Origin of the sequence: Robbsia betulipollinis, assembly GCF_026624755.1 — a bacterium.
GTDB lineage: Bacteria > Pseudomonadota > Gammaproteobacteria > Burkholderiales > Burkholderiaceae > Robbsia > Robbsia betulipollinis.
On the sequence record NZ_JAPMXC010000010.1, the window covers coordinates 585,691 to 609,278 of the forward strand.

Annotated in this window: 20 protein-coding genes and 1 riboswitch; of the genes, 13 read left to right on the forward strand and 7 right to left on the reverse strand. The window is 65.7% G+C overall.

The window, feature by feature from the left end:
* Positions 1-89 precede the first annotated feature (89 nt).
* A complete protein-coding gene (locus OVY01_RS20375; protein WP_267849402.1) occupies positions 90-2,081 on the reverse strand; it encodes a bifunctional diguanylate cyclase/phosphodiesterase in 1,992 nt (663 codons plus the stop codon).
* A 208-nt stretch (positions 2,082-2,289) separates the two neighbouring features.
* A complete protein-coding gene (locus OVY01_RS20380) occupies positions 2,290-2,784 on the reverse strand; it encodes a lysozyme inhibitor LprI family protein (protein WP_267849403.1) in 495 nt (164 codons plus the stop codon).
* Positions 2,785-3,066: 282 nt separating this feature from the next.
* On the opposite strand from OVY01_RS20380, the gene ugpB reads away from it, so the two are divergent.
* The 6 genes from ugpB to OVY01_RS20410 all read left to right on the forward strand — a co-directional run bounded on the left by ugpB (position 3,067) and on the right by OVY01_RS20410 (position 9,132).
* Positions 3,067-4,386, forward strand: a complete 1,320-nt coding sequence (ugpB, locus tag OVY01_RS20385; RefSeq protein ID WP_267849404.1) for a sn-glycerol-3-phosphate ABC transporter substrate-binding protein UgpB — start codon at positions 3,067-3,069, stop codon at positions 4,384-4,386.
* A complete protein-coding gene (gene ugpA, locus OVY01_RS20390) occupies positions 4,386-5,279 on the forward strand; it encodes a sn-glycerol-3-phosphate ABC transporter permease UgpA (protein WP_267849405.1) in 894 nt (297 codons plus the stop codon). The genes ugpB and ugpA overlap by 1 nt, the downstream gene beginning before the upstream one ends.
* Entirely contained in the window at positions 5,276-6,121 is an 846-nt protein-coding gene (gene ugpE / locus OVY01_RS20395) for a sn-glycerol-3-phosphate ABC transporter permease UgpE (RefSeq protein ID WP_267849406.1), read from the forward strand. The genes ugpA and ugpE overlap by 4 nt, the downstream gene beginning before the upstream one ends.
* Before the next feature lie 10 nt (positions 6,122-6,131).
* A complete protein-coding gene (locus tag OVY01_RS20400; protein WP_267849407.1) occupies positions 6,132-7,316 on the forward strand; it encodes a sn-glycerol-3-phosphate import ATP-binding protein UgpC in 1,185 nt (394 codons plus the stop codon).
* A 43-nt stretch (positions 7,317-7,359) separates the two neighbouring features.
* Positions 7,360-8,142, forward strand: coding sequence for a glycerophosphodiester phosphodiesterase (gene ugpQ / locus OVY01_RS20405; RefSeq protein WP_432422284.1), 783 nt, complete (start codon positions 7,360-7,362; stop codon positions 8,140-8,142).
* A gap of 66 nt (positions 8,143-8,208) precedes the next feature.
* A complete protein-coding gene (locus OVY01_RS20410) occupies positions 8,209-9,132 on the forward strand; it encodes a 2-deoxy-5-keto-D-gluconate 6-phosphate aldolase domain-containing protein (RefSeq protein ID WP_267849408.1) in 924 nt (307 codons plus the stop codon).
* Between the two features lie 69 nt (positions 9,133-9,201).
* Here OVY01_RS20410 and OVY01_RS20415 read toward each other — a convergent pair whose 3' ends face one another.
* From OVY01_RS20415 to OVY01_RS20425, 3 genes are all read right to left on the reverse strand, one after another.
* Positions 9,202-11,430: a prolyl oligopeptidase family serine peptidase gene (locus OVY01_RS20415; protein ID WP_267849409.1), complete on the reverse strand. Its 2,229-nt coding sequence runs from the start codon at positions 11,428-11,430 to the stop codon at positions 9,202-9,204.
* Positions 11,431-11,654: 224 nt separating this feature from the next.
* Complete coding sequence (locus tag OVY01_RS20420) at positions 11,655-13,430, reverse strand: histidine kinase dimerization/phosphoacceptor domain -containing protein (protein ID WP_267849410.1); 1,776 nt, start codon at positions 13,428-13,430, stop codon at positions 11,655-11,657.
* A 146-nt stretch (positions 13,431-13,576) separates the two neighbouring features.
* Positions 13,577-14,743 carry a sugar transporter gene (locus tag OVY01_RS20425; RefSeq protein ID WP_267849411.1) on the reverse strand — a complete coding sequence of 389 codons (1,167 nt, stop codon included), beginning with the start codon at positions 14,741-14,743 and terminating at the stop codon, positions 13,577-13,579.
* A gap of 351 nt (positions 14,744-15,094) precedes the next feature.
* Positions 15,095-15,173: riboswitch (Fluoride riboswitch) on the forward strand.
* A 119-nt stretch (positions 15,174-15,292) separates the two neighbouring features.
* Between OVY01_RS20425 and OVY01_RS20430 the strand changes: the two genes are divergently transcribed.
* From OVY01_RS20430 to pcaF, 5 genes are all read left to right on the forward strand, one after another.
* Complete coding sequence (locus tag OVY01_RS20430; RefSeq protein WP_267849412.1) at positions 15,293-16,573, forward strand: voltage-gated chloride channel family protein; 1,281 nt, start codon at positions 15,293-15,295, stop codon at positions 16,571-16,573.
* Between the two features lie 87 nt (positions 16,574-16,660).
* Positions 16,661-17,740 carry a sulfite oxidase gene (locus tag OVY01_RS20435; RefSeq protein ID WP_267849413.1) on the forward strand — a complete coding sequence of 360 codons (1,080 nt, stop codon included), beginning with the start codon at positions 16,661-16,663 and terminating at the stop codon, positions 17,738-17,740.
* A 141-nt stretch (positions 17,741-17,881) separates the two neighbouring features.
* A complete protein-coding gene (locus OVY01_RS20440; protein ID WP_267849414.1) occupies positions 17,882-18,625 on the forward strand; it encodes a 3-oxoacid CoA-transferase subunit A in 744 nt (247 codons plus the stop codon).
* Entirely contained in the window at positions 18,613-19,284 is a 672-nt protein-coding gene (locus OVY01_RS20445; RefSeq protein ID WP_267849415.1) for a 3-oxoacid CoA-transferase subunit B, read from the forward strand. Before OVY01_RS20440 ends, OVY01_RS20445 begins: the two co-directional genes overlap by 13 nt.
* Complete coding sequence (pcaF, locus tag OVY01_RS20450) at positions 19,284-20,486, forward strand: 3-oxoadipyl-CoA thiolase (RefSeq protein WP_267849416.1); 1,203 nt, start codon at positions 19,284-19,286, stop codon at positions 20,484-20,486. The genes OVY01_RS20445 and pcaF overlap by 1 nt, the downstream gene beginning before the upstream one ends.
* Before the next feature lie 95 nt (positions 20,487-20,581).
* Here pcaF and OVY01_RS20455 read toward each other — a convergent pair whose 3' ends face one another.
* On the reverse strand, positions 20,582-20,935 hold the full coding sequence (locus OVY01_RS20455) for a hypothetical protein (protein ID WP_267849417.1): 354 nt from the start codon (positions 20,933-20,935) through the stop codon (positions 20,582-20,584).
* Between the two features lie 486 nt (positions 20,936-21,421).
* Between OVY01_RS20455 and OVY01_RS20460 the strand changes: the two genes are divergently transcribed.
* A complete protein-coding gene (locus OVY01_RS20460; RefSeq protein ID WP_267849418.1) occupies positions 21,422-21,760 on the forward strand; it encodes a hypothetical protein in 339 nt (112 codons plus the stop codon).
* Between the two features lie 15 nt (positions 21,761-21,775).
* Here OVY01_RS20460 and OVY01_RS20465 read toward each other — a convergent pair whose 3' ends face one another.
* Entirely contained in the window at positions 21,776-22,942 is a 1,167-nt protein-coding gene (locus OVY01_RS20465; RefSeq protein WP_267849419.1) for a metallophosphoesterase, read from the reverse strand.
* A 171-nt stretch (positions 22,943-23,113) separates the two neighbouring features.
* On the opposite strand from OVY01_RS20465, the gene OVY01_RS20470 reads away from it, so the two are divergent.
* Complete coding sequence (locus OVY01_RS20470; RefSeq protein WP_267849420.1) at positions 23,114-23,341, forward strand: RNA-binding S4 domain-containing protein; 228 nt, start codon at positions 23,114-23,116, stop codon at positions 23,339-23,341.
* Positions 23,342-23,588: the final 247 nt, after the last annotated feature.

Consider the following 23,588-nt stretch of genomic DNA (forward strand, 5'->3'; position numbering starts at 1 on the left):
CATGATAAAGCAGAGTGGGAAGTCGCACGGGGCGCCTGGCCGGGCCGGCGCCCTACCGCGCGCGGTGAAATCCGGCGTCGAGGTCCTGGTCAGTGCATCGCATGGCTATCGGGTAACGGTATCGCGTGGGTGTCGATCGCGTGATAGGTGTTCTTGCCCTGGGCCTTCGCCACGTACATCGCGCGGTCGGCGATGGCGAGCAGCCCGTTCGCGCTCGGTGCGCTGGCGTGCCATTGCGCGTGATACGACGCGATGCCGATACTGATGCCCAGCTTGAAGTGCAGCGCCCCCGAAATGGCGATCGGCAGCCCGAACGCGGCGACGATGTCCCCGGCAAGCCGTTCCGCGTCGCCGGGCATGCAATGCGATCCGCGCAGCACCACGACGAATTCGTCGCCCGCCAGACGCGCCACCATATCCTGGTCGTCCACCGCCATGCGCAGGCGGTGCGCGACTTCCTTCAATACGCTGTCGCCGACTTCATGCCCCGCATGATCGTTGATCTGCTTGAACTCGTCGAGGTCGAGGAACAGCACCGCCAGCGCGGCTTCCTGCGTCAGGGCTTGCGTCAATTGCAGCCCCAGCGCGCGCCGGTTCGGCAGGCCGGTCAGGGCATCCTGCAGCGCCTGTTCCCGCAGCGACGTCTCCAGCCGCTTGCGCTCGGTGACGTCGTGGCTGACCACATAGAAACCGTCGACGCGTCCTGCGGTGAAGTGCGGGATATAGGTGGCGCTCCAGATGCGCTGCGACGTGGCGTCGTAGACGACATCGTCGTTGGTGACGCGCTCGCCCGCCAGCGCGCGCCGGAACCACGGCAGCAGCGCGGCCATGGTTCCGGGAGTGAGTACGTCGGATACGTGCCTGCCCGTCCGGCTCTCGGCGTGGTCACCGAATACGTGTCCATAGGTCGCATTGGTGAACCGGTAACGCAGATCCGCATCGATATAAGCGATCAGGACCGGCAGGTTGTCGGTAATGGTCTGCAGCGTTTCCCGGCTGGCGCGCAGCGCCGCTTCCGCGCGGTCACGTTCGGCGATCGTGCGGTCGCGCTCTTCCAGCGCGTTGGCCAGACGCAGGTTGACGCCGCGCAGTTCCGCGGTGCGTAGCAGCACCCGCGCTTCCAGTTCGTGTTGCAGTTCCGCCAGATTCGCATCGGCCGCCTTGCGGGCGCTGATGTCCTCGGCCACGGCGACGTAGTGCAGGGGTTGGCCCTCGGCCGTGCGGGCGAGCGCCACCGTGACGTTGGCCCACACCGGCTGGCCGTCGCGCCGACGATACTGGCGCTCGGACGAGTAGAAAGCAAGCTCGCCATTCAGCATTCGCGTGGCATCGCGCTGGACGCCGATGCAATCCTCGGAAAACAACAGATCCTGGTAGGGAAGCTGCGACAGCGCCGATTTTTCATAGTCGAGCAGGGCGGCAAAGCGCGAGTTGACCTGCACGCAGCGGCCCTGCAGGTCGATGATCACGAAGCCGATCGCCGCCTCCTGGAACGCGGCCTGGAAGACCGCCTTGCTTTCTTCCAGCGCGCGCAGGTCGGCGCGGTGCACACGGCGTTGCCGCGCCGCGATTTCTCGTTGCGATATCTCGTTCTGCGCCATCGCGCAGAGGTCTTCGAACGCGGCGATTTGCGCTGCGTCAAGCGTGCGCACGCGGGTATCGGTCACGCACAGCGTGCCCAGGGCCCAGCCTTTCAGCGAGCGCAGCGGCAGGCCCGCGTAGAAGCGCAGAAAAGGGGCATCGACGACCGCGGGATGATTCTGGAAACGCGGGTCGGCCCGCAGATCGGACACGACCGTGAGCGCATCGTCGCGCAGCGTATCGTTGCAGAAGGACAAATGGCGCGGCATTTCCTGGACCGTGACGCCGACGCGCGACTTGAGCCACTGGCGTTCTCCGTCGAACACCGAGATCACCGCGATCGGCACGTCGAGCAGGCGCGCGGCCAGACGCGTGATCCGGTCGAAGCTTTCTTCGGCCGGCGCATCGAGCATTCCGAGCCGCCGCAATAGCGCGGCCGGGCTCCGGGTAACGCCCGAGGCGACGTCGTGGCCGGGTACGGAAGCAGATCGCCTGTCCATGAAAAAGAGAATGGAAAAAAGGGAGGGAAAGGCGATGAACGGGGGAGGCCATGCCGCATCTTTCCCGAGACTATACGCCCGTGTCGGCGTCGGGGCAGGAATCTCGCCCCGCGCGTTCGCGCCACGCGTGCCCGCGTGCCACGTGTTCTCGGCAACGCGTTCGTGCGTGAATGCCGCCGCGCCCGCCCGGCGGCGACCGCCCGAAGCGCTATTTCGCGGCCGTTTCCAGACCGCCGGTCTTCATCGAGCGGACCGCGGCTTCGGCGTCCGGCGCGAGATTCTGGTGGTCCAGATCGAGTTCGAACGCGACGCGCTGCGATTTCTTGCCGGACGCGTAGTCGGCGTCCAGCTCGCTGAGGCGGCGCTCGTACCAGTTCTGCACGCACGCCTCGTCGTGGCAGTTCTTCTGGCGCCACTGCCACTGATGATCGCGTGCGGCGGCAAGCGACTGCTTGTCGGGCGCAACGTCCTGCGCATGCCTGTAGGCGAGCGCGAGCTGATCGTCGAGCTTGGACAGATACGGGTTGTGACACACCTGCAGTTCCGAGTACGACGCGTTCTTGCCGCATTGAAAACTGGCGGCGTGGGCGCTCAGGCCCAGGCCCCCTGCGGCGCTCAGCAGCAGCGCCGCGGCGGCGCGGCCGAGCCACCGGGCGTGCGCGGAGGGCCGGTCCTGGCGATATGGGGTAGTAGAAAGATGCACTTCGAGTCCTTTTACGAATAATTATTGCACTCGACAGGGTCGCTCACACCTGCCGTCCCGGGGTTCACATGGAGCCGCAGGGAAATGATGGCGGCAAGTCGAAGCTGACGAAACGTCGAATACGGACCGGGGCGGCCAATTCCTTACGAAATCTTTCTTCTCGGTAAGACGGTTTCCTCAGGGAAACCGCCATTGCGGCGCGGTGCCGTTCGCGCATAACATCGCCCTGTCACAAATCGTCCCCACAATCGCGCCACAATGTTGACCGACGGAGATTCCTGCATGACGCGATTCGCATTTCCCGGCGTGATTTGCGCCATCCTTCTTGCCCTGGGTTGCGCGCCGGCCCGCGCCGCGACGGAGATTCCGCTCTGGCATGCGATGGAAGCGGCGCTGGGCGAGCGGCTGAACGATATCGCGAAAGATTTCAACGCCTCGCAGGCCGATTACAGGATCGTGCCGGTTTTCAAGGGAACGTACGACGAAACGCTCGCGGCCGGTGTCGCCGCATATCGCAGCGGCACCGCGCCCGCGATCCTGCAGGTCTACGAAGTGGGCACCGCCACGATGATCGCCGCCCGGAAGGCGGTGATCCCGGTGTCCGAGGTTTTCCGTCAGGCGGGCCTGCCGCTGGACGAGAAAGCCTTCGTTCCCGGCATCGCGAGCTATTACAGCGATGCGAAGACCGGCCATCTGGTGGCGATGCCGTTCAACAGCTCGACCCCGGTCCTGTATTACAACAAGGATGCCTTCAAGAAGGCGGGTCTCGATCCCGAGCAACCGCCGCGCACCTGGGCCGACGTCGAACGGGACGCGCTGCGGCTGAAGGCGGCGGGGATGTCCTGCGGCTATTCTTCCGGGTGGCAAAGCTGGATCCAGCTGGAAAACTACAGCGCCTGGCAGGCGGTGCCCTTCGCGTCGCGCAACAATGGCTTCGACGGCAACGATGCCGTCCTGGAATTCAACCGGCCCTTGCAGGTCGCGCATATCGCCTTCCTGCAAAAGATGCTGAAGGAAGGCGGTTTTTCGTACGTGGGGCGCAAGGACGAACCGGTGTCGAAGTTCTACAGCGGCGATTGCGGGATCATCACGAATTCGTCGGGCTCGCTCGCAACCATCCGCAAATACGCGAAGTTCGCTATCGGCACCGGCATGATGCCGTACGATGCGAACGTCAAGGGCGCGCCGCAGAACGCCATCATCGGGGGCGCGAGTCTTTGGGTGCTGGCCGGGAAGGACCCCGCCGTCTACAAGGGCGTCGCGCGTTTCTTTGCCTATCTCGCCTCTCCCGCGGTCGCCGCGAAATGGCATCAGGACACCGGCTATCTGCCGGTCACGCAGGCCGCCTACGATCTGACGCGGCAATCGGGTTTCTATGCCCGCAACCCCGGTAGCGAGACGGCGATCCGGCAGATGCTGAACCGGCCCCCCTTGCCGTTCACCAAGGGGCTGCGCCTGGGCAACATGCCGCAGATCCGTACCGTCATCGATGAGGAACTCGAACAGGTCTGGTCCGGCAAGAAGACGCCGCAGGAGGCGCTGGACGCGGCGGTCGCGCGTGGCAACGACCTGTTGCGGCGTTTCGAAAAAGCGGGGGGGTGATGGACACGCGGTCGCGCAATTCGGTGTTTCGCGCGGGATTCCTGCCCTATCTTCTGGTGACGCCGCAGTTGGCGATCACCGCGGTGTTCTTCCTGTGGCCCGCGGCCGAGGCACTGTGGCAGGCGCTGCAAACGCAGGACGCGTTCGGCACCAGCAGCGAATTCGTCGGTCTGGCGAATTTCGCACGGTTGTTCCGTGACCCCCTCTATCTGGCCTCGTTCAATACGACGCTGATCTTCTGCACGCTGGTCAGCGTCGCGGCGCTGGCGATCGGGCTTCTGCTCGCGGCCTGTGCCGAACGGGTCAGCCGCGGCGTGCGCGCCTACCGCACGCTGCTGATCTGGCCCTACGCGGTGGCGCCGGCCATCGCCGCGGTGCTCTGGATGTTCCTGTTCAATCCGAGCATCGGGCTGGTCACCTACGCGCTGGCGCGTTACGGCATCGCGTGGAACCACGCGTTGAACGGCCATCAGGCGATGTTCCTGGTGGTGCTCGCCTCGGTCTGGAAGCAGGTCAGCTACAACTTCCTGTTCTTCTATGCCGGCCTGCAGGCGATTCCCCGTTCGCTGATCGAGGCCGCGGCGCTCGACGGCGCGGGGCCGGTGCGGCGCTTTTTCGGTATTGCGCTGCCGCTGCTGTCGCCCACGAGTTTCTTTCTGCTCACCGTCAACCTCGTCTATGCGTTTTTCGATACGTTCCCGGTCATCGACGCCGCCACCGGCGGCGGCCCCGCGCAGTCGACCAAGACCCTGATCTACAAGATCTACATCGAGGGATTCCAGGGCCTGGACATCGGCACGTCCGGCGCGCAGTCGGTGGTGCTGATGGTGATCGTCGTCGCGCTGACCGTCGTGCAGTTCCGTTGGGTCGAACGCCGGGTGCAGTACGGATGATAGAAAACCGCCGGGGTTTCGATCTTTTCTGTCATGCGGTGCTGTTGATCGGCGTGGGCCTCGTCATCTTTCCCGTGTACGTCGCATTTTGCGCGGCGACCATGGACGAGCACCAGGTCTTCACGGTGCCGCTGTCGCTGCTGCCCGGGCGTCATCTGCTGGACAATATCGCCACGGTCTGGACGCATGGCAGCGGCGGCGCCGCGAGTCCCTTCGGACGGATGCTGCTCAACAGTCTGGTGATGGCGCTCGTCATCGCCTTCGGCAAGATCGCCGTGTCGATCCTCTCCGCCTATGCCATCGTGTTCTTCCGCTTCCGCTTCCGCATGACGGCGTTCTGGCTGATCTTCATCACGCTGATGCTGCCTGTCGAAGTACGGATCTTCCCCACGGTGCAGGTCGTGTCGTCGCTGCACCTCGCGAACACCTACGCGGGGTTGACCCTGCCGCTGCTGGCATCGGCCACCGCGACGTTCCTGTTCCGGCAGTTTTTCATGACGCTGCCCGACGAATTGATCGAGGCCGCGCGGATCGACGGCGCGGGCGCCTGGCGCTTTTTCTGGGATATTTTGCTGCCGCTCACGCGTACGCCGATCGCCGCGCTCTTCGTCATCACCTTCATCTACGGCTGGAACCAGTATCTCTGGCCGATCCTGATCACGAACCAGCCTTCGCTGCAGACGGCGGTAGTGGGCATCAAGAGCATGATCGCCTCGGGCGACACGGCGACCGAATGGCATCTGGTCATGACGGCCACGCTGCTGGCGATGCTGCCGCCGCTCGCCGTGGTGTTGCTGATGCAGCGCTGGTTCGTCCGGGGTCTGGTCGACACCGAAAAATAACGAGGCATGCATGGCGGCACTGACCCTGAAGGGCATCAAGAAATCGTACGACGGGGGCCGGCAGTTCGTGCTGCATGGCATCGACCTCGACGTGGCCGACGGTGAATTTGTGGTGATGGTCGGCCCCTCGGGGTGCGGTAAATCCACGCTGCTACGCATGGTGGCAGGCCTGGAAACCGTCACGGACGGCACGATCGAAATCGGCACGCGCGTGGTCAACACGCTGGAGCCCAAGGCCCGCGACATCGCCATGGTGTTTCAGAATTACGCTTTGTATCCGCATATGAGCGTCGCGCAGAACATGGCTTATGCGCTGAAGATCGCCGGCGTCGCGCGTGCCGAGATCGACGAGCGGGTGGCGAACGCCGCCCGCATACTCGAACTCGAACCGCTGTTGCAGCGCAAGCCCCGCGAATTGTCCGGCGGCCAGCGGCAACGCGTGGCGATGGGGCGCGCCATCGTGCGGGAGCCGGCGGTGTTTCTCTTCGACGAACCGCTTTCGAATCTGGACGCGAAGCTGCGCGTGCAGATGCGTCTGGAGATCCAGCGCCTGCATGCGCGGCTTGGCACCACCAGCCTCTACGTGACGCACGATCAGATCGAAGCAATGACGCTGGCGCAGCGCGTCGTCGTCATGAATCGCGGGCGTGCCGAGCAGATCGGCAAGCCGACCGAGGTATATGAAAAACCGGCAAGCGTGTTCGTCGCGGGTTTCATGGGGTCGCCGGCGATGAACCTGTTCGAAGGGCGCGTATCGGATGGCGGCGACGCATTCATGGTGGCGGGAAACGGTCCGACGCTCCCGCTGGCAGCGGAATTTACCGCGCTGTGTCGGGAGCGGCCTGCCGCCGGCATTGCCGCGCACCAGCGGATCGCCGGCCGCGAATGCATCCTCGGGATTCGTCCCGAGCATTTGTCGCCCGCGGCCGGGGCCGACGGTGACGGTGGCGACGGCAGCGCCGGTGGTTTCGCCGCGACGCGTGCCGGCGCCTGTCCGACGGCGACGCTGGTCGTGGATTCCTGCGAGTTGCTGGGCGCCGACACGATCGCGCATGGTCGTTGGGGCCGGCATGACGTTGCCTGCCGCCTGCCGCACGAACATCGGCCGGCGCCCGGCGAGCGCTTGCGCGTGGCGTTGCCGCCGGCGCGGCTGCACCTGTTCGACGCCGCCACCGGTGTCCGTTTGAACGGATGATTTTTCACACGGTATGATGGCGCACCCCTTCCAGGAGATGCCGATGCAGGACTGGCCCTACCCACGCATCGTCGCGCATCGCGGCGGCGGATCGCTCGCGCCCGAGAACACGCTCGAAGCGATCGACGCCGGACGTGCGCTCGGCCTGCGCATGATCGAATTCGACGCCAAGCTCGCGGCGGACGACACCGTCTTCCTGCTGCATGACGACCGCGTCGACCGCACGTCCGACGGTCGGGGCGAGGCCGGGGCGATGTCCTACGCGCAGTTGCGCGCGCTCGACGCCGGGCACTGGTTCGACGCGCGTTTCGCCGGCGCGCGCATGCCCACGCTCGCGGAGGTCGCGCAACGCTGCGCGAGCGGACGCATCGCGGCGAATATCGAAATCAAGCCCTCGGCGGGGCGCGATGCCGACACCGGCACGCGGGTAGCGCGCACCGCCGCGCGGGAGTGGGCGGCATGCCGGGGCGACGCGGCGTTGACGCCGCTGCTGTCGTCCTTCTCGTTCGTCGCACTGGAGGCGGCCGCGCATGCCGCCCCCGACCTGCCCCGTGGACTGCTGTACCGCGAGGTGCCGGACGACTGGCGGGTGCAGGCCGCCGCCTTGTCCTGCAAATCGCTGCATGCCCGTCACACCGCACTGACCGAAAGGCGCGTCGCCGATATCAAGGCAGCGGGATTGTGGATCCTCGCCTATACGGTCAATGACCCGGAAGTGGCCCGCAGGCTCGGTGCCTGGGGCGTCGACGCGATCTGTACCGATCGCATCGACCTGATCGGCGCCGATTTCTTCGCGGCGGCCGGTGCTGCAGGACCCGAATCATAGGGTCATAATGGGTCATCGACAGCGCGCCGGATGGTGCGCGCACGACCCCGTTCAGGAGATCCCGACATGACCCCGGGTTACACCAAGCCTCTCTATATTCTGCCGTTCGATCATCGCGCTTCCTATGTGAAAGGCATGTTCGATCTGAAGGCCCCGCTGAGCGCGGCCGACCACGCGCGCGTGTCCGACAGCAAGCGTCTCATCTATGAAGGCTTCCAGGCGGCGCTCGCCGACCCCGACGACGCGGTGTCGCGCGACGCGGCCGGTATTCTCGTGGACGAGGAATTCGGTGCCGATATCCTCGCGGAGGCGAACGCGAAAGGCTATCTGACCGCCGTATCGACCGAGAAAAGCGGTTCCGACGAATTCGATTTCGAGTATGGCGACGCGTTCGGTCAGCACCTCGACGACGTGCGGCCGACCTTCGCGAAAGCCCTGGTGCGCTACAACCCGGCAGGCGATGCGGCGTTGAACGCCCGCCAGACCGCGCGCCTGAAGCGCCTGTCCGATTTTTGCCTGGAAAGAAAGTTGCCCTTCATGTTCGAGCTGCTGGTGCCGGCCACCGAGGCGCAGCTTCAGCAGGCGGGCGGCGACAAGGATGCCTATGACCGCACGCAGCGCGCCGAATTGATGCGCGCGGCAATCCTCGCCTTGCAGGATGCGGGCGTCGAACCGGCGATCTGGAAAATCGAGGGCCTGGACACGCGCGAGGATGCCGCACGAATCGTCGCGGCCGCGCGGCGCGATGGCCGCGACGAAGTGGGCTGCATCATTCTGGGACGGGGTGCCGACGACGCCAAGGTGGGCGACTGGCTGCGTATCGCCGCCAGCGTCCCGGGCTTCATCGGTTTCGCCGTGGGGCGGACGAGTTTCTGGGACCCGGTCGCGGCGTTCGAAGCGAAGAAAATCGGACGCAACGAGGCGGCGCGGCAGATCGGCGCGCGCTACCGGCAATGGGCCGACACCTTCGAGGCCGCGCGCGTGGCCTGAGGCCGACCTGCGCGGGCGGCAGACGGCTGGACGCGATGCCCCGGGCCGGGGGCGGGTCCTGGCCTGGGTCTACTGCGCTGGCGCGGCCAGGGCTTTCCGGTGAACGGTGTCAGCCTTCGGCAACTTGCCCATGAGGCCCATCTGCCACAGCGCGAAGGCCCATTCGTCGGCCTGCTTGCCGACGTACTGCGACAGGCTCGACCCCATGCCGTGTCCCGCGTCGTAGTCAATGCGAAGCAGCACGGGCCGGCCACTGCTCGTCGCCGCCTGCACCCGCGCGGCCATTTTCAGCATGTGCCATGACGAGACGCGCGGATCGTTCGCACCGGTCGTGAACATCACCGCGGGGTAGGGCGTACCGTCGTGCACGTGCGCGTAGGCGCTCATCGCGTACAGGCCATGGAAGCCTTCTTCCGTCGAGGTCGAACCGAATTCCGGCACGTTCGGCGGGCCGTTCGGCTCGGTTTCGGAGCGCAGCGTATCGGAGATGCCCACGTCGTCGAGGATCACGCGGAAGAGCGCCGGATCGACTGTAAGGGCACCGCCCATCACGATGCCGCCCGCGCTCGCGCTGTTCGCCGCGAGGAATTTCGACTGCGTGTAGCGCTGGTCGATCATGTACTGCGCCGACGCCAGAAAATCCATGATCGTATTGATCTTCTTCAGCTTCTGGCCCGCGCGATGCCAGGCATCGCCATACTCGCCGCCGCCGCGCATGTGCGATACCGCGATGATGCCGCCGTGATCGACCCATGCCTGCCAGGCGGGACGATAGACCGGATCCATCGATATCCCGTAACTGGCGTAACCGAAAACGATCGTCGGATGCGAGCCATCCTGCTTCACGCCCCTGCGCGCGATGATCGAGACGGGGATACGTGTGCCGTCGTAGCTCGTCGCGAATTCGTCGCGCACTTCCATGTCGTCCGATTCGCTGGTCGCGGGCGGCACCAGACCGGTATCCTTCGCCGCGCCGGTTTGCGGATCGTAGACCAGCTCGCGCGGCGCCTTGATCCAGCTTTGGAGCGCGAACATCACGCCCGGCGAACGCGGGTCCGTGCTCAGGTCCCGCACCGAGCCCGAGAAGGGCAGCGCGATCGTCTGACCGTCCTTGCCGTCGAGCGACACCCGGCGCAATGCGAAGCTCGCGCCGGCGCGTTCGCTGAGATAAATCGCGTCCTGCGCGAACCGGAAGCTGTCCAGCACGTTCGGGCCTTCCGGCACGACCACGTCGGCATGCGCGACGTCCGGTTGCGCGAACGGCGTGGACAGCAGCTGGAAGCGCGATGCGCCCTTCTCGGAGAGGAAGTAGAGACGGTCGCCGTGCAGGCGCACCTCGGTCACGCCGTCTTCCGGGGTCGCGATCTTGCGCCATGGCGTGTTCGCGCCATGGATCTGATCGAGCGGCGCGACATAGAAGGTATTGGGCGTCTCGTCCATATTGCGGTTCGCGACCGCCACCGCGTACGGGGAATCCGGCGACAGCAGCACGTAGCTGCCCTGGCCTTCCGGTACGTCGACATGGGCCGACACCCCGCGCCCGAACACCGCCTCGTCGCCTTCGCCGTCGGTGTGCTGCCCGAGCGTGTGCAGGAAGGTCACGGCGTTGTATTCGCTTTGCGACGGCGGCGTATCCGGTCCCGCTTTCGGATAGCGTAGATAGAAGAAGGACTGGTTGTCGTTGCGCCAGGACACCACGCAGTCGCTCGTACGGTCGATGGTCTCCGCGAGGTCGCGGCCGCTCGTCAGGTCGAAGATGTGCAGGACGCTTTTCTCGGAACCCCCTTCGGAGATGCCGTAGGCCACGTAGCGGCCATCCCAGGAAGGCGAGAACCAGTCGAGCGCGACATGGTGCGCGCTGTCCTTGGCGAGCTTGGCCGGGTCGACGAGGATATGCTCCTCGCCCTGGACGCCGTCCCGGTAGGCGAGCTTGGGCAGATTGGCGCCCGGCTCCATGACCTGATAGAACAGCCGGTTGCCGCGCCGCGTGAAGTGGTCGCGCCGCAGGTCCTTGCCCATCAGGCCCTGGATCTGTTTGGCCAGCGCATCACGGCCGGGAATGCGGTCGACGACCTGGCGCGTGTAGTCCGCCTGCGCCTTCATCCAGCGCTGGACTTCCGGATCCTTCAGGTTTTCCATGTAGCGGTAGTTGTCGACCACGGCCGTACCGAAGTAGGTATCGGTGACCGGGCGTATCGGCGCGACGGGTGGCGCCTCGATGGCGGCCCAGGCGGCTTGCGTGCCAGCGAACAAGGCGGCCGCGAGGGCCGTGGCGATAAGCGATTTTTCTGTTTTCAATTGGCGTCCCGACCGTGATGAATGCCGCGAGAGGATGGCATTTAAAAATTGGACGCGCAAGTTTTTGAAAGATCCCGGCATGGGGCGGTCGCGGCTCGCCGAGCTTGTACCGGGCGGTACGCCTTGCCGTCCAGCCTGCCGGTTGCCCCACCCGTGACTCGCCGCTCGCCGCCACTTCCCGGTTCGACGGAAGCGATGAAGTGGTAGTGTTTTTCGACGTCGTGCTAGAGCCGCCGCAGCGTGCCAACATCGACATTGCCTTCGCGGCTGCTGAACATCACCGAGCCGCCGTTTTGCTGCGCGACGCCCTGGATATGGTGGTCGCCGCTGTCGTAGGTCTCCACCTTGCCCCCGCGCTCGATCAGCAGTCGGCGACTTTGCGGGAAAAAGGCATAGCGCAGATCGTTTTGACCGCCGCTCGTCGCCGGTGCGCCCAGGTCGTGCGGCCACCAGGCCTCGCCGCCCGACATCGGCTTCATGGGTTCCATCGGTTTCATGGGTTCCATCGGCTGCATGGGTTCCATCGGCTGCATGGGTTCCATCGGCTGCATGGGTTCCATCGGTTTCATCGGTTCCATCGGTTTCATCGGTTCCATGGGTTTCATTGGTTTCATCGGTGCCATCGGCCGCACCGGTGCAGCCTTCGCGGCAGTGTCGTCCGTCTCCTGCGCCTCGGCCTGCCGTGCCTGCCCCTGTGACAGTGGCTGCTCGGCGGGCACCGGCGGCGCGTCGCGCTTCTCGTCGTGCTTCTCGTCGCGCTTCTCGTCGCGCTTCTCGTCGCGCTTCTCGTCGCCCTCCACTCCGGGGCAAGAAACGATCCACGCCGTGCCTTTTCCGTCCGACGTCTCGCGCACGAGACTGCCGCCGATGCTGGCGATCAGCCTGTGCGCGCTATGCAGACCGATGTTCTCCGTGGAAGAATCGACGAAGCCGCGCCCGTCGTCCGCGATCCGGACCGTGTAGCGGTGCCCGGTCTGCCGCAGCGAAACGGTGATCGCGCCGCCGGATTCGTCGAACGCATGCTCGACGGCATTGGCGATCAATTCGTTGACGACCGTTCCCACCTTCATGCAGACATCGATGCCGACCATCACGCCGAACTCCCGATCGCATTGCAGGCGGATGTGCTGGCCGCTCAGATCGAAGAAGCTGTGCAACTCGTCGCACAGCGAGCTCAGATAGCGGCTCAGATCGATCTCCTCGCTCTGCTCGCCCACGCCCAGCAGATGATCGTAGATCGACGCCATCGCGAACACCCGGCGCTCGATATCCTTGAAACTGCCACGCGTTTCCGGGTCTTTGAGCCGCATTCCATAGCGCTGGACCAGCGTCACGATCTGCTGGAAATTATTGCGGATGCGGTGTTGCTGCTCGCGCAGCAGGACGACGGTTTCGTCGCGCTGCGCGGCCAGCGAGGCGCGCTCCTGCAGATGCTCGACGTTCGCGGCGATCACGCTGGCGATGGCCGCGAGAAACGACAAGTCGAGCGCGCTGACCTCGCGGGGCTCCCGGTAATCGATCTCCAGGATGCCATAGGGCCCTTCGCGGCCGATCAACGGAACGTTGACCGAGGCCACCACGTGGAATTTCTTGAACAAGTCGGGAATGGGGCCGGGCGGATAGGCGCGCACGTCGGGCACGACCACCGGCTGCATGGCGAGCAGCGATTCGCCGGGTGGATTGCCCTGTTCGACCTTGCCGACTTCGGTGCCCAATACGTCGTCGCGCATCCCGCAATGCGCCTTCAATATCAGGACGCCATCGCGGCGACGTACTTCGAGCACCTTGGCCATCGGCGCATCGCAGCCTTGCGCGGCGCAGCGCGCGGCGTGCGCGAGGAATTCTTCCAACGGCCGGGGTTGCTGGGCCTGCGCGGCCAGATCGGTCATCGCACTGCGCTGCTTGAGAACATCGGTCAGTCGAACCGGCGCTTCCATATCGGCGCCTTGCTGCAGATGATCGATCGTGGCGGCCCACGTGGCGCTGCGCGCAAAATTCATTGATTCGTCTCGAAATATCGAAAGGTGGACGCGCGCATCGGTCGTCGTGCGTGCGTTTTTCCAATTCTAGCCTGCGCGGCGAATCAAGGTTTTCGACGGATCCGTTCCTGCTGGCGCCGGCGGAGATGGCGCCGCCCGTCGTGCCGCTAGCCGAATCGCCGGTTCATGTGCCGGCAGAGCAGGAGGCCCAGGACCGCCAGCACGCCGCCGATGAAGCCGACGTAGTGCAGGCCGCCATGCACGCCGATCACGCTGCCCAGCAACGCGCCGCCGCCGATGCCCACATTGTAGATGCCGGAAAACAGCGCCATCGCCACGTCCGTGGCATCGGTCGCCAGGTGCAGTACCCGGGCCTGCAGGATCAGGCCGAAGCACATGATGGCGATGCCCCAGAACACGCTCAGGAGAGCCAGGAGATAGGGGTTCGCGGCGAACGGGAGCAGCAGCAGAAGGCAGGCGGCGATACCGGCGATCGTGGCAAACAGAAAACCGTTCGGGAAGCGGTCGCTATAGCGGCTGAACAAGAGCGAGCCGATCACGCCGGAGCCGCCGAACAGCAGCAGCAACGCGGTGACCATCGTGCCGCTCATGCCCGCCACCTCACGCGCGAACGGTTCGATGTAGCTGTACCCAGTGAAATGGGCGGTGACCACGAGCGCGGTGAGCAGATAGACGCATAGCAGCGCCGGGCGCTTGAACAATAGCGGCAGGCTGCGCAACGAACCGGCGTTCTCGCTGGGCAACGGCGGCAGGATGCGCGTCAGCTGGTAGACAGTGGCGGCCGCGATGCCGGCGATCGCCAGGAAGGTCCAGCGCCATCCCAGCACCTCGCCGACCACCCGGCCCAGCGGGATGCCGAGCACCATGGCCAGGCAGGTGCCGGTGGCCAGCAGCCCCAGCGCCTGGGTCCGCTTGCCGGGCGGGGCGATACGCACGGCGAGCGATGCGGTGATCGACCAGAACACCGCGTGGGAGAAGGCGATGCCGATGCGGCTGGCTTCCAGCACGGCGAAACTCCAGGCCACGCCGGACAGCACGTGGCTGGCGATGAAGACGATGAAGACGCCCACCAGCAGCTTGCGCCGCTCGATGGTGCGGGTGAGCAGCATCATCGGCAACGACATCAACGCCACCACCCACGCATAGACGGTGAGGATCAGGCCGACTTCGGACGGCCGCATATCGAAACTGCGGCCGATGTCGCTGAGCAGCGCGATGGGGGCGAATTCAGTGGTGTTGAAGATGAAGGCGGCCAGAGCCAGCGCGATGACGCCGCGCCAGCTGGCGGCGGGGGCGGGTGCGTCCGTTACCATGGAAATTCGGGTGCTCGAAGAAGAATGGAAAAACCCCCGTCTCCTGCCGGCCGTTCGGACAACGGCGCACGCGCGCGCATGACGCTGCTTCCCGCGGGTTGAAATGGCGGTGGAAGCAGACGCGCTGGAAGCGGCGGGAAGCAGCGAAGGGCGGCAGGAAGGCGGGCTGCGGAAAAGTGTACGCCGGTGCTTCCGTCCTCCACAAGTCAATCGCGCGGGCTACTAGGGTTAACCATGCGTTCTACTGCCGTCAAGTGGTTGAAGCGGAAGGGTATTCAGGCAGGGGAAGCACGCGAAATTTATTTTGGGGTGTGACAACGCGCCACTGCGCTACCGCAGGCTCGTGCTATATTGCTCAGCGGAGATGGCATGCCTCCCGCCGCCTGACAGCGAACCACCGGCCTTGCCGGTTGATGATGCCTACGAATTCCTAGGTCGAGGGAAGTCGTGGGCGTTCGCACGCAGCATCGTCGCGGTGCCTTCGTGATGCCTTCGCGGCTTCTGCGGCTTCTCGCTACCCAGGTTTGAAATGCATGAATCTGGTGTCTTATGAAAGCTCCCTTTTTGCCCGAACAGTTCGCCATGGTGCCCCGTCTGGGCCGCTGGCTGGCGTTCTCCGCCCTGGTTGGCGGGCTCTCCGGCAGCGCGTCCGCGCTGCTGCTGTGGAGCCTGGATCTCGTGACGAACACGCGCGTCGTCCACGGCTGGTTGATTTGCCTGCTGCCCTTCGGCGGGTTCGCGGTCGGCTGGGTGTACTACCGCTTCGGGAGCAGCGTCGAGGCGGGCAATAACCTCCTGATCGACGAAATCCACGATCCCAAAAAACTGGTTCCCAGGCGCATGGCTTTCCTGGTGCTCGGCGCGACGGTCGCGACGCACCTGTTCGGCGGGTCGGCCGGACGGGAAGGGACCGCGGTGCAGATGGGCGGCGCGCTCGCCGACCGGGTGGCGCAGGTTTTCCGGCTGGACCGCGAGGACCGGCGCCTGTTGCTGATGGCGGGCATCGCCGCCGGATTCGCCTCGGTGTTCGGCACGCCGCTGGCCGGCGCGGTCTTCGGTCTCGAAGTGCTGGCGATCGGGCAACTGCGTTACGACGCGCTGCCGGCATGCTTTCTCTCCGCCATTCTGGCCGATCAGGTCACTCGCGCCTGGGGGATCGAACACACGCGCTATACGATCCCCTTCGTGCCGCACATCGGCCTCGCCGGCCTCGCATCGGCCATCGTCGCGGGGATGATCTTCGGCATCGCGGGCATGCTGTTCGCCAACACCACGCATGCATTGGGCGGCTGGGTCAAGCGCCGGATCGCCTATCCCCCGCTACGGCCGCTGGTCGGCGGCGCCGTCGTCGCGCTGGCGTCGTTTCTGCCCGGTACGCACCGTTACCTCGGCCTGGGCATTCCGACGATCGTCGCTGCCTTCCGCCAGCCGCTCCCGATCCACGACTTCGCGGGTAAATTCGCGTTCACGGTGGTGACGCTGGCGTCCGGTTTCAAGGGCGGAGAAGTCACGCCGCTGTTCTATATCGGCGCCACGCTCGGCAATGCGTTGTCCCATGTGCTGGCGCTGCCCTTCCCGGTGCTGGCGGGCCTGGGTTTCGTGGCCGTGTTCGCGGGCGCGGCCAATACCCCGATCGCGTCGACCCTCATGGCGGTCGAGCTATTCGGCATCGATATTGGTGTGTATGCCGGCCTGGCGTGTGTCGTCGCCTATCTTTTCTCCGGCCATGCCGGTATCTACCGGGCGCAGCGAATCGCACAGAGCAAGCATCGGTCGTTCCCCGGAGACGGGGAAGCCACCGGGGCGACCGGTCCGGCAGCGGGCGAATAAACGGACAGGTAAGCTGGCAGATGAGCTGGCAGATGAGCTGGCGGCACGGCCCTTGCTCGAACGCGCTACCTTCTCCGGAGACATCGCATGCCCCAACTCGAACCCCGGATCGTCCATTCGGCGAATCCGTATAACGCGGAGCCCAGGCTGGGGTTCCTGCGCACGTGGAAACTTACGCCCGCCGATGTCTTCTACGTGCGCAGTCATGGCGATATCCCGCGGCCCGAGATCGCATCGTTCCGCGTGAGCGTCGGCGGCCGTGTGCGGGCGCCCCTGACTTTCTCGCTGGCGCAGTTGCGCGGCGATTTCACGCGGCATACGGTCGAGGCGGTACTGCAATGCGCGGGCAACCGCCGCAGCGACCTGCAGGCCGTGAAGCCCGTGGCGGGCGACCCGTGGGCGGGTGGCGCGATCGGCAACGCGACCTGGAGCGGCGTCATGCTGGCGGACGTGCTGCGCGCCGCGGGTGCCGAATGCGATCCCGCCTTGCATGTCGCGTTCGATTCGCTGGACGATTGCCATGTCGAAGGGCATGCATTTCGCTACGGCGTGTCGATTCCGATGAGCAAGGCGAATTCGGCCGAGGTCCTGCTGGCCTACGACATGAACGGCGCGCCGCTCACCGCCGAGCACGGCGCGCCGCTGCGGGCCATCGTTCCGGGTTACGCGGGCGTGCGCAGCGCCAAGTGGCTCACCGCCATCACCGTGCAGGAGAGCCCGTCCACCTGCTATATCCAGTCGCAGGACTACAAGCTGTTTCCGCCCGACGCGACACCCGACACCGCCAACCCGGCGCAGGGCATGACGATCAACGACATGCCGCTGAACAGCGTGATCTGCGAGCCGGCGGATCGCGCCGTACTGGCGGCCGGCAAGACCACGCTGCGCGGTTGGGCGATCGCCACCGCGCGCGGCGTGGCGCGGGTGGATGTCTCGATCAATGGCGGACGCGACTGGTCGCAGGCACGGCTGGAACACGATGCGGGTTCCCCGTGGAGCTGGACACTGTGGGAACACGAGGTCGAGATACCCGCGGGCAACCACCGGCTGGCGGTACGCGCATGGGATTCCGCCGGACAGACGCAACCTGCCGACGCCGACGACACCTGGAACTATAAAGGCTATCTGTGCGCATCGTGGCATCGCATCGATATCGGGGCGACCTGAAGCGCGGTGCATCCGTCAACCGCGTCATCCCGTATTTGACCCGTCTACTAGCAAGGCACTATCATCGGCGGAATCGCTGCATACGAAAAAAAGTTCGCCATGGAGACGTGCGCGGCATGGCGTTTCATCAAGGAGCGGTCGATGATCAACAAGGTTTTCGAGACGGCGGCACGGGCGCTCGCCGACGTTCAGGACGGCGCAACGATCATGATCGGCGGTTTCGGCAATGCCGGCATGCCGGCGGAACTGATCGACGCGCTGATCGAGCAGGGCGCGCGCGGCCTGACCATCGTCAACAACAATGCCGGCAACGGCGAGACGGGACTGGCGGCCCTGCTCAAGGCAGGGCGGGTTGCGAAGATCATCTGTTCTTTTCCGAGACAGGCGGATTCGCACGTGTTCGACGCGCTCTATCGCGCTGGCGAGATCGCGCTGGAACTGGTGCCGCAAGGCAATCTCGCGGAGAGAATCCGCGCGGCGGGGGCGGGCATCGGCGGATTCTTCACGCCGACCGGCTTCGGCACCTTGCTGGCCGAAGGCAAGGAGGTGCGGGAGATCGACGGACGTCACTATGTTCTCGAACGGCCGCTGCACGCGGATTTCGCATTGATCAAGGCCGAGCGCGCCGACCGCTGGGGCAATCTGGTCTACCGCAAGACCGCGCGCAATTTCGGTCCGATCATGGCGACGGCCGCGAAGATCGCGGTGGTGCAGGTGGCGGAGGTGGTCGAACTGGGCATGCTGGATCCGGAAACGGTGGTGACCCCCGGGATCTTCGTGCAGCGCGTGGTGCAGCTGCGGCCGGCGGACCCCCGGCCGACAGGACGAGCGGAAACAGCGGTGGCCGAAACGACGGTGGCGGAGACACGACGATGCAGCGTTTGAGCCGGGACGACATGGCGGGCCGCGTCGCGCGCGACATTCCCGAAGGGGCCTATGTGAACCTGGGCATCGGCGTGCCGACCCTGGTTGCGAATCATCTGGCGCCGGACAAGGAGATCTTCCTCCATAGCGAGAACGGCGTACTGGGCATGGGGCCGGCACCGGCACCCGGCGATGAGGACGACGACCTGATCAACGCCGGCAAGCAGCATGTCACCCTGCTCGCTGGCGGCGCGTTCTTCCATCATGCGGACTCCTTCGGCATGATGCGCGGCGGCCATCTGGATTTTTGCGTGCTGGGCGCGTTCCAGGTCTCGGTGAAAGGCGACCTCGCGAACTGGCACACCGGCGCGCCCGATGCGATTCCGGCGGTGGGCGGTGCGATGGATCTCGCGCTGGGCGCCAAGCAGGTCTATGTGATGATGGAACATTTCACGAAGCAGGGTGCAAGCAAGATCGTCGCGGAGTGCGGTTATCCGGTGACCGCCGTGCGTTGCGTCAGCCGGATCTATACCGATCTCGCCGTGATCGACGTGACCCGCGACGGTTTGCTGGTTCGCGAAATCTTCACCGATATGCCGTTCGACGAACTGGTCAGCCGCAGCGGCGTGCCGATGCGCCTGGCGCCGCACGTCGACCAACCGATACCCGGAGCCGGATGATGGATGAAGTTTTCCTGTGCGACGCGATCCGCACGCCGATCGGCCGTTACGGCGGCGCGCTGGCGGGCGTGCGCGCCGACGATCTGGCGGCGGTGCCGCTGCGGGCGTTGATCGAACGCCATGCGAACGTGGACTGGTCGCGCGTGGACGATGTGGTCTACGGCTGCGCGAACCAGGCCGGCGAGGACAATCGCGATGTCGCGCGCATGGCGCTGCTGCTCGCGGGTCTGCCGCATGACGTACCGGGCGTGACGTTGAATCGCCTCTGCGGCTCGGGCCTGGACGCGATCGGTACCGCGGCGCGTGCGATCCGCGCGGGAGAGGCCGGCCTGATGATTGCGGGCGGCGTGGAGAGCATGAGCCGCGCTCCCTTCGTGATGGGCAAGGCGCAGAACGCTTTCTCGCGCAGCGCGGCGCTCGAGGACACGACGCTGGGATGGCGCTTCGTCAACCCCTTGATGAAGCGTCAATACGGCGTGGACACGATGCCCGAGACCGCCGAGAACGTCGCCGACGCGTACCATGTGCGCCGCGAGGACCAGGATGCGTTCGCGTTCCGGAGCCAGCGCAAGACAGCCCGTGCGCAGGCGCAGGGGGCCTACGAGGCCGAGATCGTCGGTGTGCCGGTAGCGCAGAAGAAGGGCGATCCCTTCTGGGTCATGCGCGACGAACATCCGCGCGAGACCAGCATGGAGGCGCTCGCACGGCTCAAGCCGATCGTGCGCGTCGACGGCACGGTGACGGCAGGCAATGCGTCCGGCGTCAATGACGGCGCCGCGGCGCTGATCCTCGCCAGCGAGAGCGCTGCGCGCGCTCAGGGGCTGACGCCCCGGGCACGGATCCTGGGCATGGCGACTGCCGGCGTCGCGCCGCGGGTGATGGGCATCGGCCCGGTACCGGCCACGCAAAAACTGCTGGCACGTCTTGGCATGATGCAACAGCAATTCGACGTGATCGAATTGAACGAGGCGTTCGCCAGCCAGAGCCTGGCGGTGTTGCGTTTGCTCGGTATCGCCGATGACGACCCGCGGGTCAATCCGCTGGGCGGCGGTATCGCGCTGGGCCATCCGCTGGGCATGAGCGGCGCGCGGCTGGTGACCACCGCGCTGCATCAACTGGAGGCCAGCAGTGGCCGTTACGCGCTGTGCACGATGTGCATTGGCGTCGGCCAGGGCATCGCGCTGGCGATCGAGCGCGTCTAGCCACGTAAAAAGGCCCGTCACGCTTGCGCATGACGGGCCTTCTCGCGCGTCGCGGTCGCCGGGCCGTGTCGGGCACGGGTCCCGGTGCCGTCGACTTATTCCTTGTTGACCGGCAGTGCCTGCAGCGGGGCAGCAGGCGCGTCACCGGACATCGCCGACTTCTCCTGCGAGGTGGCATCTTTCTTCAACTGCTTCCGGTCGCTCTTCGCGGCTTTCACGCGCTCCTTGTACTCGGTAGCCGCGGCTTTCTTGTTTTCCTTGTACTGCTTGTTCGCGAGCGCGTTGTCGTTGCGCTTCTGGACCAGCGGGTCCGTGGTCGGCGTCACGATCCGGACTTCGGGAGCGGGCGTCTGGGCACCGGCGTCCGCCGTGCCCGGCGTTTGCGCGAAGGCGACATTGACGGAGAAAGCGGCGGCGGTGACAAGCAGGATCGACTGGATGCGATTCATGGGTAAATCTCCTTCTACTGACTTTGTTGTGACATACCTTATCGCGGCGCGTCGGTTACAAGTGTGCTGATTTGTAAGAACGCAGACCTTTTCGTACAGGCGCGCCGCTAACGGCGCGATAGGCGACGGCTATGGGAATAGCAAAACTCGAGCCAGGAAGGCGGCAGCGCGGGAAATTTTGAGATTAGACCATGTTGCATCATGGACATTGGCGCATGATCGTCTCAGGGCGCGTAGCATGGAAGGCGGCACGGTGCGCCGGTCATGGCGGGTGGGTTCGATGCAGGGTCGTCGCACCGGTTCGTGCGTCCGCTGCACGAATGGCCTTGCAGGGTTCGTCGTCGCGCGATGGCCGTTTGCCGGGACCTGAATGACGCGACGGCGCCGGGCCTTGTAGAAATTACCGGTCTTTACCAGCGGTGGGATGCCCCGAGACCGTCGTGCGTGTTTCGGGGCGCGATATCGCGAGAATCAGGAGAACCTCATATGACCATGCGAGACCGATCGAACCCGGCCAGGGCGCGTCGCCTGGCCCGCGTCGCGAAGGGGATCGTCATCGCGCTGGCGATCGGCGCGGTCCCGCCGCTGAGCGCGCTGGCAGGTAGCATCTCGGTGCCGATCCTGCGCGATACGGCCACCGGCGCCGTCTCGAAAATCACCTCGCCGGTCACCGATCAGACCAACAAGATCATCGCGCCGGCGGCAGATCTCACGCCTCGGATCGGGGATACGACCGCGGCAGTCAACGATACCGCGATGTTCCGCGCCGACAGCGCGCTGCAGAATCAGATCGCCAGCGACAGTTCCGGCTGGATCAGCAAATGAGCATGGCCCGGCCCGTCAGCGTGCCGGGCCGGGAACCAGCCGCAGGTGGGTGATCTCCGATGGCGCGGCGAAGCGAATCGGCGGCCCCCAATAGCCGGTGCCGCGGCTGATGTAGAGCCACAGCGCGCCGCTGCGCACGAGCCCGGCGGTGAAGGGCTGTTGTACACGCACCGCGAAATTCCAAGGAAAGAATTGACCGCCGTGCGTGTGCCCCGACAACTGCAATGTGAAGCCCGCGGCCTCGGCGGCCGCCGCGGAGCGCGGCTGGTGCGCGAGCAATAGCCGGATGCGGGCGGCGGCCGGCGCGCCGGCGATCGCGCGCGCCGGGTCGCTGCGATGCGCCTCGTTGAAGTGCCCGCCGCTGTAGTCGGTCACCCCGCCCAGCAGCAGCGGCGTTCCGCCATGTTCCAACATGACGTGCTCGTTCATCAGTACCCGGATGCCCAGCCGCCGAAACTCGGCGATCCAGGCGTCCGCCCCCGCGTAGTATTCGTGGTTGCCGGTGCACAGGAAGACGCCGTGCCGGCCTTTCAGGCGCGAGAGCGGCTGGGTATGTTCGCGCAAGGCCGACACGCTGCCGTCGACCACGTCGCCGGTGATCGCGACCATGTCGGCATCCAGCCGGTTGACCGCGTCGACGATGGGGTCGAGGTAGCGCTTGCGAATCGTCGGTCCGACATGGATGTCGCTGATCTGGGCGATCGTGAACCCGTGCAGCGCGGGCGGCAGATCGTCGATGGGAATGTCCACGCGCACCACCGGCGCGCGCCGGCGCGCGTTGTAGACACCGACCGCCGTCATCAGGAACGCGGCCAGCAGCACAACCTCGGCCGATTCCGTGCGCCACGTGTCGAAGGGCAGGGCCGCGGCGGCGCCGGCCCAGACGCGGGTCGCGATCGCCCACAGGACGAGCGTGACGTCGCGCAGCACGGTGAGCGTCAGCAGGAAGGAGAAGAACCCCATTTCGAGCAGTCCCGCCCAGGCCCGCACCGCGCGCCATCCGTTCGCGCCCGCATCGCGGCGCTGCATGCCCTGCGGCACGATCACGCACGATGCGATCAGCCACAGCACCATGACCGCGTCCCAGACGCGCCCGACCGGAAGCGCGGGGATCAGGCGGATGCCGACATAGCAATGAAACAGGATGCCAAACAGGATCAGACGGGAAAAGAAACTGCGCATAGGAGCGGGAGCGGAATGCCATGAAAGAGAAGGAAGCGCGGAGGCCCGCCGGTTCATTCTAACGGGCTTCGGCGCGGACCGCCGGTCGCCGACACCCGGCGCCGACGGCGTAGAATGGGCGGCCCGGCCCGGTCGGCGAGACCAGGGGGCCATTCTCCTCTATCAAAATTCATGGAAAAAATCGCGTTCGCGCTCACGGGCGAGTGGATTGCCCTCAACGACCTGCTGAAAGTGACGGGCCTTGTGTCAAGCGGCGGTCTGGCCAAGGCGATGATCGCCGACGAGCAGGTGAAGGTGGACGGACGCACGGAGACGCGCAAGACGTGCAAGATCCGCGTGGGGCAGGTGGTGACGCTGGAAGGGGCGATGGTGGTCGTGACGCCGCCTGTCGCCGGCTGACCGCCGGGATTGCGGGAACGGCGTGCCGTGTCGTCGCTTCTCTTGCCGCGATGAAAAACAGTGCGACGGGAAGCTGCTTCACCTGGCCGCCGTGAGGCGATGACGACAGCCGCCAACGGCGTCACTACCGGTCGATCATTACGTAGTGCGTATGACGCCGCTGGCGTTGTCCGCGTGTCCTGCCGCTTCGCTGACGGCACGGCCAGCGCAAGCGCTGCGGCGGTCATTAGCTTACGTGAATTCGGTA

Bases quoted from the DNA above. Each gene is read 5' to 3' on its own strand.
- OVY01_RS20440 (WP_267849414.1), top strand. From the start codon at position 17,882: ATGATCAACAAGGTTTTCGAGACGGCGGCACGGGCGCTCGCCGACGTT.
- OVY01_RS20465 (WP_267849419.1), bottom strand. From the start codon at position 22,942: ATGCGCAGTTTCTTTTCCCGTCTGATCCTGTTTGGCATCCTGTTTCAT.
- ugpA (WP_267849405.1), top strand. From the start codon at position 4,386: ATGGACACGCGGTCGCGCAATTCGGTGTTTCGCGCGGGATTCCTGCCC.
- ugpE (WP_267849406.1), top strand. From the start codon at position 5,276: ATGATAGAAAACCGCCGGGGTTTCGATCTTTTCTGTCATGCGGTGCTG.
- OVY01_RS20470 (WP_267849420.1), top strand. From the start codon at position 23,114: ATGGAAAAAATCGCGTTCGCGCTCACGGGCGAGTGGATTGCCCTCAAC.
- OVY01_RS20445 (WP_267849415.1), top strand. From the start codon at position 18,613: ATGCAGCGTTTGAGCCGGGACGACATGGCGGGCCGCGTCGCGCGCGAC.
- OVY01_RS20460 (WP_267849418.1), top strand. From the start codon at position 21,422: ATGACCATGCGAGACCGATCGAACCCGGCCAGGGCGCGTCGCCTGGCC.
- ugpQ (WP_432422284.1), top strand. From the start codon at position 7,360: ATGCAGGACTGGCCCTACCCACGCATCGTCGCGCATCGCGGCGGCGGA.
- OVY01_RS20420 (WP_267849410.1), bottom strand. From the start codon at position 13,430: ATGAATTTTGCGCGCAGCGCCACGTGGGCCGCCACGATCGATCATCTG.
- OVY01_RS20455 (WP_267849417.1), bottom strand. From the start codon at position 20,935: ATGAATCGCATCCAGTCGATCCTGCTTGTCACCGCCGCCGCTTTCTCC.
- OVY01_RS20435 (WP_267849413.1), top strand. From the start codon at position 16,661: ATGCCCCAACTCGAACCCCGGATCGTCCATTCGGCGAATCCGTATAAC.
- OVY01_RS20375 (WP_267849402.1), bottom strand. From the start codon at position 2,081: ATGGACAGGCGATCTGCTTCCGTACCCGGCCACGACGTCGCCTCGGGC.
- OVY01_RS20425 (WP_267849411.1), bottom strand. From the start codon at position 14,743: ATGGTAACGGACGCACCCGCCCCCGCCGCCAGCTGGCGCGGCGTCATC.
- OVY01_RS20400 (WP_267849407.1), top strand. From the start codon at position 6,132: ATGGCGGCACTGACCCTGAAGGGCATCAAGAAATCGTACGACGGGGGC.
- ugpB (WP_267849404.1), top strand. From the start codon at position 3,067: ATGACGCGATTCGCATTTCCCGGCGTGATTTGCGCCATCCTTCTTGCC.
- pcaF (WP_267849416.1), top strand. From the start codon at position 19,284: ATGGATGAAGTTTTCCTGTGCGACGCGATCCGCACGCCGATCGGCCGT.
- OVY01_RS20410 (WP_267849408.1), top strand. From the start codon at position 8,209: ATGACCCCGGGTTACACCAAGCCTCTCTATATTCTGCCGTTCGATCAT.
- OVY01_RS20430 (WP_267849412.1), top strand. From the start codon at position 15,293: ATGAAAGCTCCCTTTTTGCCCGAACAGTTCGCCATGGTGCCCCGTCTG.